Origin of the sequence: Pseudomonas sp. DR 5-09, from assembly GCF_001655595.1 — a bacterium.
GTDB lineage: Bacteria > Pseudomonadota > Gammaproteobacteria > Pseudomonadales > Pseudomonadaceae > Aquipseudomonas > Aquipseudomonas pharyngis.
Map to the genome: position 1 here is coordinate 4,270,945 of NZ_CP011566.1, position 12,031 is coordinate 4,282,975.

Annotated in this window: 13 protein-coding genes; 8 read left to right on the top strand and 5 right to left on the bottom strand. The window is 57.0% G+C overall.

Annotation, left to right across the window (positions count from 1 at the left end):
• The first annotated feature begins 74 nt into the window (after positions 1-74).
• Positions 75-950, top strand: coding sequence for a LysR substrate-binding domain-containing protein (locus PDR5_RS19090; protein WP_064598031.1), 876 nt, complete (start codon positions 75-77; stop codon positions 948-950).
• A gap of 2 nt (positions 951-952) precedes the next feature.
• Here PDR5_RS19090 and PDR5_RS19095 read toward each other — a convergent pair whose 3' ends face one another.
• The 3 genes from PDR5_RS19095 to PDR5_RS19105 form a co-directional block, all read right to left on the bottom strand.
• Positions 953-1,357, bottom strand: a complete 405-nt coding sequence (locus tag PDR5_RS19095; protein ID WP_223290674.1) for a hypothetical protein — start codon at positions 1,355-1,357, stop codon at positions 953-955.
• Positions 1,358-1,584: 227 nt separating this feature from the next.
• Positions 1,585-2,178, bottom strand: coding sequence for a hypothetical protein (locus tag PDR5_RS19100; protein ID WP_237233729.1), 594 nt, complete (start codon positions 2,176-2,178; stop codon positions 1,585-1,587).
• Between the two features lie 137 nt (positions 2,179-2,315).
• Positions 2,316-2,975, bottom strand: a complete 660-nt coding sequence (locus tag PDR5_RS19105) for a ribonuclease T2 (RefSeq protein WP_064598033.1) — start codon at positions 2,973-2,975, stop codon at positions 2,316-2,318.
• Positions 2,976-3,140: 165 nt separating this feature from the next.
• On the opposite strand from PDR5_RS19105, the gene PDR5_RS19110 reads away from it, so the two are divergent.
• The 6 genes from PDR5_RS19110 to PDR5_RS19135 all read left to right on the top strand — a co-directional run bounded on the left by PDR5_RS19110 (position 3,141) and on the right by PDR5_RS19135 (position 8,415).
• The gene (locus tag PDR5_RS19110) at positions 3,141-3,623 is read left to right on the top strand and encodes a hypothetical protein (RefSeq protein ID WP_064598036.1); all 483 of its coding nucleotides are present in this window, start codon (positions 3,141-3,143) and stop codon (positions 3,621-3,623) included.
• A gap of 95 nt (positions 3,624-3,718) precedes the next feature.
• On the top strand, positions 3,719-5,422 hold the full coding sequence (locus PDR5_RS19115) for a copper resistance system multicopper oxidase (RefSeq protein WP_064598038.1): 1,704 nt from the start codon (positions 3,719-3,721) through the stop codon (positions 5,420-5,422).
• 11 nt (positions 5,423-5,433) lie between these two features.
• On the top strand, positions 5,434-6,291 hold the full coding sequence (locus tag PDR5_RS19120) for a copper resistance protein B (RefSeq protein ID WP_064598040.1): 858 nt from the start codon (positions 5,434-5,436) through the stop codon (positions 6,289-6,291).
• A gap of 31 nt (positions 6,292-6,322) precedes the next feature.
• The gene (gene copC / locus PDR5_RS19125) at positions 6,323-6,697 is read left to right on the top strand and encodes a copper homeostasis periplasmic binding protein CopC (RefSeq protein WP_064380958.1); all 375 of its coding nucleotides are present in this window, start codon (positions 6,323-6,325) and stop codon (positions 6,695-6,697) included.
• A gap of 3 nt (positions 6,698-6,700) precedes the next feature.
• Positions 6,701-7,564 (top strand): copper homeostasis membrane protein CopD, encoded by an 864-nt coding sequence (gene copD, locus PDR5_RS19130; RefSeq protein ID WP_064598042.1) that lies wholly within the window; start codon positions 6,701-6,703, stop codon positions 7,562-7,564.
• Between the two features lie 59 nt (positions 7,565-7,623).
• Positions 7,624-8,415: a transporter substrate-binding domain-containing protein gene (locus tag PDR5_RS19135; RefSeq protein ID WP_172829495.1), complete on the top strand. Its 792-nt coding sequence runs from the start codon at positions 7,624-7,626 to the stop codon at positions 8,413-8,415.
• A gap of 3 nt (positions 8,416-8,418) precedes the next feature.
• Here PDR5_RS19135 and PDR5_RS19140 read toward each other — a convergent pair whose 3' ends face one another.
• Positions 8,419-8,628, bottom strand: coding sequence for a hypothetical protein (locus PDR5_RS19140; RefSeq protein ID WP_064598047.1), 210 nt, complete (start codon positions 8,626-8,628; stop codon positions 8,419-8,421).
• 151 nt (positions 8,629-8,779) lie between these two features.
• Entirely contained in the window at positions 8,780-9,139 is a 360-nt protein-coding gene (locus tag PDR5_RS19145) for a DUF6124 family protein (protein ID WP_064598050.1), read from the bottom strand.
• Positions 9,140-10,541: 1,402 nt separating this feature from the next.
• Here PDR5_RS19145 and PDR5_RS19155 point away from each other — a divergent pair.
• On the top strand, positions 10,542-11,471 hold the full coding sequence (locus PDR5_RS19155; protein ID WP_064598053.1) for a hypothetical protein: 930 nt from the start codon (positions 10,542-10,544) through the stop codon (positions 11,469-11,471).
• Positions 11,472-12,031: the final 560 nt, after the last annotated feature.

A 12,031-nucleotide genomic window follows, 5' to 3' on the forward strand; every position in this document is an offset into this window, starting at 1 on the left:
GAACTCGGGGTGATAGTGTGAAATTAAATAAATAGCCAATCGTCAGTTGCCAAACAAATATCGAGACCGTCGCCATGCTGGATCTGGAACTGCTGAAAACCTTCGTCTGCGTGGTTGATGAAGGCAGCTTCACCCGCGCCGCCGAACGCGTCCACCGCACCCAATCCACGGTCAGCCAACAGGTACGCAAACTGGAAGACCTGGTCGGCCACGCCCTGTTGTTGCGCGACCGCACCGGGCTGAACGTCAGCGTCACCGAGCACGGCGAACTGCTGATCCACTACGCTCGCCGCCTGCTGGCCTTGTCCGCCGAGGCCAGCGAAGCACTGGCCAGCGACGTGGATCTGGAAATCCTGCGCATCGGCATGCCGGAAGACTTCGACGCCCGACGCATGGCGCTGATCCTCGCCGGCTTCACGCGCAGCCACCCGCAAGCACGGCTGGAAACCGTCAGCGGCATGAGCCTCGACCTGCGCCAACGCCTCGACAGCGGCGAAATCGACATCGCCCTGATCAAACGCGAACCCGACAGCGGCCCCGCCTGGGCGACCTGGCCGGAGCGACTGGAGTGGGTCAAAGGCGTGGAATTCGATGCCTCCACTGGCGTGCTGCCGCTGGCGCTGTTTCCCCAAGGCTGCCTGTACCGACAACGGGCGATCCGCCTGCTCGACGTGGCGCAACGCCCATGGCGTGTGGCCTTCGGCAGCCACAGCCTGACCGGCATTCAGGCGGCGGTGGCCTCCGGGCTCGGGGTTTCGGTGCTGCCGGCGTCGGCGGTGTTGCCGGAGCATCGGGTGTGCACGGACTTGCCGCCGCTGCCACCGACGGAACTGGCGCTGGTCAGTCGCGAGGGGGTGTTGAGTGGATTGCAGCGGGGGCTGGTGGAGTTTTTGCGGGGAGAACTGGGGGTGGATGCGGGGGGATTGCTTGATCCCCCCAAATGGCGCTGAGCTCAGGGCTTGTTGACTTCGCGCAGCAGGTCTGCGACCGGGAGGTTCATGGTGTTTGAGTAGTAGGGTTTGTAGCCGTAAGCGGTGACGACGACTTTGCAGGGGATTTGTTGTTTGCCTGAGAGGAGTTGGTTCAGTTCGGCCGCTGACAGATTTCTGTCCGTACTTCTATCGCTAGAGGTTTCGATCAAAAACGCGCTGGTCAGATAGGAAAATCCCGTTTTGTTCGCCTGCCCCTTATCCGAGGTAATCAAACCGAGGGCAGAAAACTGCATTGATTTATCAACCGCAAAGTCTTCGTCGTCTCCCAAGGCGCACTCAAGAGTACCCGACGCCATTCCTTTACGTTCGCCTCGGTCAAAAAGATCCAGAACATCCACGTCCGATTGATACCGAATGTCGTACAAGAGCGTTCGTTCTCTTACAACAGACACAAAGATCAAATTTGCCGGAGGCTTTACATGATCCTTTGCACACCCGGAGCAGATGACCAGAAACATGCAAAGAAGAAATTTGTACCTCACGAGAACTCCTCCATGATCGATTCAAGCAGTAAGTCGCTGGCCGATTTACTGCCTACTTCTCTGGTAGAAAATCGCCCTGACCCCACGTATGTTCCCTTTTAGCAATGAGCTCAGAACTTGTTACCTTCGCGCAGCAGGTCTGCGACCGGGAGGTTCATGGTGTTTGAGTAGTAGGGTTTGTAGCCCCAGGCGGTAATGACGACTTTGCAGGGGACCTGGAGCTTTCCGGACAACAGGCCATTCAACTCCTGAATTGAAAGAAATTCCTGAGTTGAACCGTTATTTACGGTTTGCCTTAAAGTTGCACTCGTCACGTAGTTGTATTTCCCGCCGGCTTTGTTGGTCTCATCTACATCAATCAGTCCGTACGCCGAATATCTGAATCGGTTAGTGATAGAGAAGTCCTGATCGTCACCCAGTGCACACTCCAACATTGTCGAAGCGGCGCCTTCCCTCATTCCTCTCCCAAACAGATCCAAAAGGTTTACATCAGAGGCGTAGTAAATTTCGTAATACAGGCTGCTGGGTTTTCTCTCTATAGTCAGAAAATTGAGATTTGCAGGCTGGACCGTATGGTTTTTAGCGCAAGCTGAACACAAGATGGTCAATAGAAGAAGCAATAAGGTTTTCTTACCGCTGGTGCCATGTCCCGGCAATGGGCAGGCGGTCGGGTCGGTCACTCGGGCAGCGGGTTTTCCGCTCATGAAAAGCTCCTTGCGGTGTCGCGTCATCATCCATTGGCGCGCGAGCATGAACAAAGTCGCGGCGTTGTTCAAACCCGCACGCAAAAAAACAGGCGCCTAAAAAGGCGCCTGTTTTTTATGACCGGTAACCGCTCCGGTCAACGCGACGGCGGTACTCGAATATCCCCCGCCCGGCACTGGGTTTTCACACCCTTGCCGCAGGCGCCGAATTGCAGGTCCTTGCCCATGCACACGCGCACTTCCGAGAGTTCCGGGCCGTTGCAGATGACGGCGATGCCGTCTGACGGGATGCCCGGATTGCTCTTGCGGAACAGATCGGCAATTTCCTGCGCTTCGAAGTAATAGGAGCTACTGAACGGTTGCAGTTCTTCCGGGATTTTCACCGCCGCCACGGCCTTGTCCGCTTCGTCCAGATAACCCATGGCGCCGAGGCCGCTGCAGGTGCCGTGCTTGCTCCATTCGTGATCGAGCAGTTTTTTAGTCGGGAACAGCGTCAGGCCTTTGGCCGTCTCGGCGGCCGACAGGTTGGTCAGCGGTGGGCAGGATTGCGGCCAGCCGCCCTTGGCGTATTGCGGCCACAGTCCATGCAGGACAAAACCGTAACCCTTGCCGGTGCATTGCGGGTCATCCTTGTGGGTCAGGCAAAAGGTCGGCGACCAGGACAACGTCAGGAGGTAGTAATCGAATACCCCCGCCACCGATTCCGCCTTGCTGGCAGACGACTGGCGCGCCGAACTCAGGCCGATGCTACCGACCGTCAGCGCAATCAGCGCCATAATTGTAAAAAGCTTTTTCATGTTCCCGTTCCTTGGGACGCGTGCGTCCGTGGTTTCTGTGGTCTGACCATCACTTGGCCAGACGCTGATTGAGTCATGCCCGTGTTGCAGGCGCATGACGCAGGGCAAAACCTGCATTACTTTGAAAGGACTACGATGATGTTGAAATCACCACAGGGAACCGACATGAGTAAAGCAGACGAACTCGCCGCGAAACTCAAACAAACCCGGCACACCCATGCTGACGAAATCACCTGCGCCGAACTGGAAATCGATTGTTGGCCGGCTCAGGTCTACGCCTTGTATCACCGTATCGAGGGCTGGTTGCAACCGGTCACCGAAGTAGGACTGAAGATTCGGCGCAATCCTACGCATGTTTGCGAATCTTCTTCGGATGGCGAGACCCACGACTACGCCATCGACCAGTTGATCATCGAAGCCAACCACCACAGCCTGACGTTCGATCCCATCGCCCGCTTCACCGAAGACGGCGCAGGGCGCGTGCAAATCGTCCTGCCGGGGCGCGAAGCATCGCTGCTGCGCACGGTCGATGAGCACGGTGAAAGCCATTGGTGGTTGCAGACGCTCGAAACCGGGCAACAGCTGGATGCGATTGCGTTGACGGAAAACAACCTGCTGCTGGTAGTCCAGGAAGGGCTCGGTCTGTAGGTTGAACCTGACACAACTGTAATCCGCCCCTCAGCCAGCTGAAAGCTGCCGCTGGTTAGCCTCCCCGTCATTGGTCAAACGGGGACTTCCAGCGCATGCCTTCCACCACCTCAAGACGCACCTTCGTCAAAGGCCTCGCCGCCGGCGGTCTGCTCGGCGGCCTCGGCCTGTGGCGCACGCCGGTCTGGGCCTTGAACAGCCCCGGCCAGGTCAACGAGTTAAGCGGCACCGACTTCGAGCTGTTCATCGGCGAAACCCCGGTCAACTTCACCGGCCAGCCCCGCACCGCCCTGACCATCAACGGCAGCCTGCCCGGCCCGGTGCTGCGCTGGCGCGAAGGCGACACCGTGACGCTTCGGGTGCGCAACCGCCTCAAGGACAGCACGTCGATCCACTGGCACGGCATTCTGCTGCCGGCCAACATGGACGGCGTGCCGGGCCTGAGCTTCAAGGGCATTGAGCCGGGCGGCGTGTACGTCTACCAGTTCAAGGTTCGCCAGCACGGCACCTACTGGTATCACAGCCATTCCGGCTTGCAGGAACAGGCCGGGGTCTACGGGCCGCTGGTGATCGACGCCCGGGAACCGGAGCCGTTCCACTACGACCGCGACTACGTAGTGATGCTCAGCGACTGGACCGACGAAGACCCGGCCAGCCTGATGAAGACCCTGAAAAAACAGTCCGACTACTACAACTTCCACAAGCGTACCGTCGGCGACTTCATCCATGACGTCGGCAAAAAAGGCTGGGGCGCCACCGTCGCCGACCGCACGATGTGGGCGCAGATGAAGATGAATCCCACCGACATCGCCGACGTCAGCGGCGCCATGTACACCTTCCTGATGAACGGCCACGCTCCGGATAACAACTGGACCGGCCTGTTCCGCCCCGGCGAAAAACTGCGGCTGCGGCTGATCAACGGCTCGGCCATGACCTACTTCGACGTGCGCATCCCCGGATTGAAAATGACCGTAGTCGCCGCTGATGGCTTGCACGTCAAACCGGTCAGCGTCGACGAGTTGCGCGTCGCCGTGGCGGAAACCTATGACGTGATCGTCGAACCCGCCGCCGACGCCTACACCCTGTTCGCCCAGGCCATGGACCGCACCGGTTATGCCCGAGGCACCCTTGCAGCGCGCGCCGGATTGTCGGCCCCGGTGCCGGCGCTGGACTCGCGCCCGCTGGTGACCATGGACGACATGGGCATGGGCGGCATGGATCATGGTTCGATGGACATGAGCAGCATGGATCACTCGAGCATGAAGATGGGCCCGATGCAGTCGCACCCCGACAGCGAAAAGGACAACCCGCTGGTGGACATGCAAGCCATGACCACCGCCGCGAAACTCGACGACCCTGGCCTTGGCCTGCGCGACAACGGGCGCCGTGTACTGAGCTACGCCGACCTGCGCAGCACCTTCGAAGACCCGGACGGCCGCGACCCGAGCCGCACCCTCGAGCTGCACCTCACCGGCCACATGGAGAAATTCGCCTGGTCGTTCAACGGCATCAAGTTCTCCGACGCCGAGCCTCTGCTGTTGAAGTACGGCGAGCGGATTCGCCTGGTGCTGGTCAACGACACGATGATGACTCACCCCATTCACCTGCACGGCATGTGGAGCGATCTGGAAGACGAAAACGGCAATTTCCAGGTGCGCAAACACACCATCGACATGCCGCCCGGCACCCGTCGCACTTACCGCGTCACCGCCGATGCGCTCGGCCGTTGGGCCTATCACTGCCATCTCCTGTACCACATGGAAATGGGCATGTTCCGCGAAGTGCGGGTGGAAGAATGAGGACGCCGACCATGACTCGATTTACCGCGTTTTCGTTGTCGCTCCTGTCGATGGCTCCGGCCTTCGCCTCCAGCGACATGCAGGGCATGGATCACAGCCAGATGGGCGATCTGCAAAGCATGGACGACGGCATGATGCAGCCCGCCGCACCGACCGAAAGCCGCACGCCGATTCCGGCACTGACCGACGCCGACCGCGCCGCCGTGTTCACCAGCCACGCCGGACATCAGGTACACGACAGCGCCATCAACACGTACTTCCTCGCCGACAAACTCGAATGGCAGGACGCCGACGACGCCAGCACCCTGGCCTGGGATTTGTCCGGCTGGATCGGCGGCGACGTCGATCGACTGTGGCTACGCTCCGAAGGTGAACGCAGCAACGGCAAGACCGAAGACGCGGAAATCCAGGCGCTGTGGGGCCACGCGATTTCGCCGTGGTGGGACGTGGTCAGCGGCGTGCGTCAGGACTTCAAACCCGGCGCCCCACAAACCTGGGCCGCGTTCGGTCTGCAGGGCATGGCGCTGTACAACTTCGAAGCCGAAGCCACGGCATTCCTCGGCGAAAACGGCCAGAGCGCGGTGCGGCTGGAAGGCGACTACGACATCCTGCTGACCAATCGCCTGATCCTGCAGCCCACCGCCGAACTCAACGTCTACGGCAAAAACGACCCGCAACGCGGGATCGGTTCGGGCCTCGCGAACACCGAAGCCGGGCTGCGCCTGCGCTATGAAATCCGCCGCGAATTCGCGCCCTACATCGGCGTGACCTGGAACCGCACCTACGGCCGCACCGCCGGTTACGCACGGGAAGAAGGCGAGAATCACAGCGAAGCGCGACTCGTCCTCGGCGTACGGCTGTGGTTCTGAATCCCTTCAAAAAACAACCCAGAGGTCTTGCATGCGCACATTGAAAATCTCCCTCGTCCTCGCCAGCGGTTTGCTCCTGAGCACCCTGGCCCAGGCCCATCCGAAACTGCTGTCGTCGACCCCGGCCGAAGGTGCCGACGGCGCGGCGCCCGGCAAGATCGAACTGCGTTTTTCGGAGGATCTACTGACCCAGTTCTCCGGCGCCAAACTGGTGATGACCGAAATGCCCGGCATGGCTCATTCGCCGATGCCGATGAAGGCCAAAGTCAGCGCCGGCAGCGACCCGAAAACCATGCTCGTCACCCCGCTCTCGCCCCTGCCGGCCGGCACCTACAAGGTCGAATGGCGCGCGGTGTCATCGGACACGCACCCGATCACCGGCAACGTCACGTTCAAAGTGAAATAAGTGATGGCTGAACTGATCAACATCCTCCTGCGTCTGGCGCTGTATGTGGATTTGCTGCTGTTGTTCGGGCTGGCGTTGTTCGGGCTGTACAGCGTTGACGCGGCGCTGCGGTTTCGGCCGATGCTCCGCGGGATGGCGTTGATCGGGGCACTGCTGTCAGTGGCGAGTCTGGTGCTGATGACCAGCGCCATGAGTGGCGAGACGGAGTTCGCGGCGCTGTGGACGCATCTGCAAATGATGGTGCTGGAAACCGACGTCGGTCTGGCGTGGACGCTGCGGATGATTGCGCTGATCGCCGTGATGATCTGGCCGGGATTGTGGCTGGCATCAATGGCCGGCGCCGTCGCCCTCGCCTCTCTGGCCTGGAGCGGGCACGGGGCGATGGATAACGCGTGGCATCTGCTCAGCGACATCCTGCACCTGCTCGCGGCGGGTGCGTGGCTGGGCGCCATGCTCGCGTTGATCTTGATGGCGCGGCTCGACGCACTGTGCAGCGAGGCGCGCATTCGTTCGCTGGCGGATTCCGTCAAGCGCTTCGAAGGCGTCGGCGCGGCAATTGTGCTCATCCTCTCGATCACCGGCGTGGCGAATTACCTGTTCATCGTCGGTCCGGCACTGGGCGAAGTCCTGCTCGGCAGCTACGGCATTCTGCTGGCGATCAAAGTTGCGCTGTTCGGGGGCATGTTGGTACTGGCCGCGTTGAACCGCTTCCACCTCGGGCCGTTGCTCGAGCAATCTTTGCGTGCGGGGCAGCATCAAGTGGCGGCCAACGCCTTGCGCCGCAGCGTGGCACTGGAGCTGATGATTGCGCTGGTGATCGTGGGACTGGTGGCGTGGCTGGGCACGTTGAGCCCGGAACCGGGATGACACCCGGCAAACCCATTCACTACACTGGCCCGCACCTCCACTGCACAAGCCCGATCACAATGACAATTCCAAAGAGCACGATGATCTTCTGCGGCCTGCTGGCCATGGCCGGCGCCGCCCAGGCACAAGAACCGGCCTCGCACCTCGACACCATTCAGCAACAAGGCCAGTTGCGCGTCTGCACCACCGGCGACTACAAGCCCTACACCTTCAAACGCCCGGACGGCGGATTCGAAGGCATCGACATCGCCATGGCGCAAACCCTGGCCGACAGCCTCGGCGTCAAGGTCGAATGGGTACAGACCACCTGGAAAACCCTGATGCCGGACATGCAGGCCGGCAAATGCGACATCGGCGTCGGCGGCATCTCGGTGACCCTCGAACGCCAGAAAAAAGCCTTCTTCAGCAACACCCTCGACGTCGACGGCAAGATCCCGCTGGTGCGCTGCGCCGACCAGTCCAAATACCAGACCATCGACCAGATCAACCAGCCGAACGTGCGCCTGGTCGAACCCGCCGGCGGCACCAACGAAGCCTTCGTCCACGCGTTCCTGCCCAAGGCGCAACTGGCGTTGCACGACAACGTGACCATCTTCGAACAACTGCTCGACAACAAGGCCGACGTGATGATCACCGACGCCTCCGAAGCCCTCTACCAACAAAAACTCAAACCCGGCCTGTGCGCCGTCAACCCGAGCCAGTTCATGCAATACGGCGAAAAAGCCTACCTGCTGCCGCGCGACGACATCAGCTGGAAACTCTACGTCGACCAGTGGCTGCACCTGAGCAAAGTTACCGGCAAATACCAGAAAGTCCTGAGCGAATGGATCGCCGTACCCGCGGCCCAGTAACCCTCAATCGTCATGCATCAGGCCGGAGCTGTACTGGTTGAAACTGTTACCGATATTGCTCCCGCCGAACTTCAACGTATTCACGTTCCGCGCCTGCGGCGACTGACAGTCGCTGGAGAAACAACTGGTGGTGGTCAAGCCACCGGAGCCGGAACAGGCGGTTAGAACCGAGATGGTGGCGACGAGCAGCAGCGCTTTGAGTGGATTGTTCATGGTGTGTGGCGCTCGGGGGGATCGGGATCTTGTGGAGGGATCGTAGGCCTGCGCGGGTGGCGGGAAGATGAAACTTGCGAGGTTTTCAGCGTGGGTTCAGGTTGAACCCACGTCTAACGATCAACCCTCCACCGCAGAGGGTTGCCCGAACCTACTTCGGCTCGACATTATCCAGCGCCTGATTCACCGCCAAAGACCCCAACATCACCAACTGCGCAATGCCGATGGCGGTTTTGCGGTGGACGGGTTCCAGGGTGGCGGCGAAGTTGTTGAGCATTTCGGAGGCTGATCCCAGGGATTCGCTGGCGTTGGCGAGCAGGGATTCGGTGTCGTAAGCCGGGTTGGCGAAGTACATCGGGTCATGTTGGGTGTGGCTGCCCATGATCCGTTGCTGTGGGGTGAGGTAGTGATCGAGGGCGCGTTCGGCGGCTTCGTTCAGGGTTCGTGAATCGGGGAATTTGTAGGGGGAAACTGGATCGGTTTCTGGTGGGTTGGGTGTTGGTTTGAACATGGATGAAACTCCTAACACTTTTAGTGAAGGCTTCACCCTTTCGCTACCAAACGAAGGGTGGCGGCCATGAACAGGTTGGTAGACCGGGTGTCAGGAGCCGGCGCGCCCGAAGACGCCCTGTACATGACCACCATAGACCCCGGCCGAAAGCACGACCGGAGACGATGACGCTGTACATCTAACACACGGGCTACCAAACCCGATCACTGGTTTTCAGTGACCCGAGAACGATAAAAGCCACGGGGTAGACGCACAAGCCGGCGGATTCTGTCTTAGGTGTAGGGGGTGGCGCAAGGTGGTGTAGGCGCTGACACTACGAGAAGAAACAGTTTTAAACGATATCGCGTTTTATCGTTTATATCGATGTCGGTGCCGGTGCCGGTGATGGATTAGACATAGCCCCTCGTCTGCCCCCCGGCCAGCCTGACCATGCCCTCAAAGACACCATGCTTTGTAGCAATTTCTAAGCATCCAACTACTACCGCCCACAAAGGACACTATCGGTACTATGCTCTTTCCTTTTCGAAAGGGAGTCGATGGTATGGCTGACGGATATTCGTTATCGGGTGTGCTGTAAAGGGTCTACCAGAAATCAGTTCGGTCTGGAATCAGCCCTGATGGAGTTGACGCTTTATGCTGAACAGCAAGGTTTCAACGAAGTCGGAGACAACGTTCGGGGTGCCCTGTGGGCGATTGGAGAGAATGCCGGACACATTATGCAGGGCTTGGCAAAGCCCCTAAGTAAACGTGTCTGAACGGCCACACCCCGATTGTGCTCGAGTATTAGAAGAGGCTGAGGTTAAAGCCCGTGTTTGCTGGACGATACGATGTTTCAGGATGCGTGCACAAATGAATGGTGGGCATGAAATGGCTAGTTTGGCGTACGGTTTGCCCCATTTTTGACCCATTCACCAGAGCACTCCCATCAGGTACTAGCCCTGTTCGATCATGGTTTGCACCTACCCTTAGCTCAGGCATTGCTCTACTTGGCATGAACGAGAGACGAATATTCTCCGTACCACTTCTGTACCACCAGTGGCGTATCCAAGAGTGACGGACCTCTATGATCACAGCATCATTGCAGGTGCTGAAAACAGGAATCTAATAAAACACAAATAGCACTGCTATTCATTGGGTATGGATACAATATAAGCAGTAAAATGTGCTAGAAAATGTACTTTTATCTCACTTCCTTCTTCTATGATCAATTGATGCTCCCGCTGAACAACATTATGATGATGAGGCCGCTGACTCGGCCAATTTTTTAGCCGCGTCAATCAAAGACCATCGGTGAGAGCAGCACAGATGCTTTAATAAGCTACTAATTAAGACTTGGCATTAAAGACCAATACACGATTTACCACGACCACCTTCGAAGGATTGTAAAGCACTGGAGTTTCACATGAGCTTTAGATTGGATTTAGTTAATCGAGCTGGCCTATTTAGAAACTATGCAGAGTGGCACGAAGCAGACAAAAATTGGGCTGACCTTAGCCATATCAACATGGCGCACGGACTGTCTTCTATCGTGTATGCATTAGAGCGCATACACTTACTAAAAAAAGAATGCCTAGATCAATATACACTATTTGATGACAAGTACAGATGGCCTCAACCTGAAATTCTTTTTCGCTCGCCAAGCATGTTTGACCTGTTTGCAAGTTATTCTGCATACTTACTCAGCATTCGACTGGCACAGAACTCAATATTAAACATTCTGGGAAAGAAACTTGGCCTATCAATACCTCAAAGCATGAATGGTATTGCTGAATGGAAAAGGAAGAACAAAATCCCCAAGAGAACTCTTGACCTTATCATTTTGTATTGGGAACAATCCGGCTTCGAAATTAAGCAGTATCGAGATCTAGATCAGCACTACGGACTCGTAGCACGTGATGCTTGGATTGTGAGATCCAGTCAAGGCGTAGATCTGAAAGTATATTTGCCTGATGATCCAGCAATTCAATCTGAATCTAAGTTCACCTTCACTCTAAAGCGTGACGCATTCGATTATGCCGACAAGTCATTCGAGCTTTTTCACAGTTTCGTAAATGAGTTGAGCGCGAGCTTAGGGTATACCAGCGAGCGTGATTTTGATTACAATATGAGCCTACCAATTAATTATGGAGTTTCAGTTCATATCACTTCAGACCCATACCAGAAAAAACTTTGCGCCACAGAGTTAAATGTATCTACCAAAGAATTTGAGATTCATGAAAGCTTAGAGCGATTTGATAGCTATACCTACATCAAAATTAATAAACACTTTCCAATTAAACATAGCTTCCTTAAAGAAACACCACAATCAGGCAAAACCGTTTCATTAGACTAGCTTCATCAACTTCCCCCCCCGGAAAGTTTCCCACATCTTTTAGATAAAGGGTGTGGGACCGACGAAATCACGCTCACCACAAGCTATCCCGCAAGTGACTACAGCCATGAGGGCTAGCCATCCCGGTGCGAACCAAGGGCTGATGAGCTCAGTCGTGGTCAATCCGCCTTGCCTCCAGCCGCGTTCGCCCCATATTGACTTCAGTCCAGGTAAAAAAGGGCCCATTGTCAGCTCGTAAGCAGTCCCTAAAGAGCATCCATTAGGCTGATAGTAGGTTTTAGCCATAACGGTTAAGATCACAGCTCTCATGGCTCCAACCTGAACCTAGGAGGCAGTACCCATTTGGTGTGCATAAGGATGAAGGTTGATGGTTCAGATAGGAAAAAGATGGTGGAAACTCGACTTTCATACGCATACGCCAGCCTCGATGGACTATGGGCGCCATGAGCCTCATCTACGGACTAACAATGGGGACAGATTTATTTAACTCTACAAAATAACGAATGAATCCGTCACCTTTCTTTGGTCGCCTTTCTTTTGCGGTGAAGCCTCAATGCTCC

Bases quoted from the DNA above. Each gene is read 5' to 3' on its own strand.
- PDR5_RS19110 (WP_064598036.1), top strand. From the start codon at position 3,141: ATGAGTAAAGCAGACGAACTCGCCGCGAAACTCAAACAAACCCGGCAC.
- copD (WP_064598042.1), top strand. From the start codon at position 6,701: ATGGCTGAACTGATCAACATCCTCCTGCGTCTGGCGCTGTATGTGGAT.
- PDR5_RS19105 (WP_064598033.1), bottom strand. From the start codon at position 2,975: ATGAAAAAGCTTTTTACAATTATGGCGCTGATTGCGCTGACGGTCGGT.
- copC (WP_064380958.1), top strand. From the start codon at position 6,323: ATGCGCACATTGAAAATCTCCCTCGTCCTCGCCAGCGGTTTGCTCCTG.
- PDR5_RS19100 (WP_237233729.1), bottom strand. From the start codon at position 2,178: ATGAGCGGAAAACCCGCTGCCCGAGTGACCGACCCGACCGCCTGCCCA.
- PDR5_RS19115 (WP_064598038.1), top strand. From the start codon at position 3,719: ATGCCTTCCACCACCTCAAGACGCACCTTCGTCAAAGGCCTCGCCGCC.
- PDR5_RS19155 (WP_064598053.1), top strand. From the start codon at position 10,542: ATGAGCTTTAGATTGGATTTAGTTAATCGAGCTGGCCTATTTAGAAAC.
- PDR5_RS19145 (WP_064598050.1), bottom strand. From the start codon at position 9,139: ATGTTCAAACCAACACCCAACCCACCAGAAACCGATCCAGTTTCCCCC.
- PDR5_RS19135 (WP_172829495.1), top strand. From the start codon at position 7,624: ATGACAATTCCAAAGAGCACGATGATCTTCTGCGGCCTGCTGGCCATG.
- PDR5_RS19140 (WP_064598047.1), bottom strand. From the start codon at position 8,628: ATGAACAATCCACTCAAAGCGCTGCTGCTCGTCGCCACCATCTCGGTT.
- PDR5_RS19090 (WP_064598031.1), top strand. From the start codon at position 75: ATGCTGGATCTGGAACTGCTGAAAACCTTCGTCTGCGTGGTTGATGAA.
- PDR5_RS19120 (WP_064598040.1), top strand. From the start codon at position 5,434: ATGACTCGATTTACCGCGTTTTCGTTGTCGCTCCTGTCGATGGCTCCG.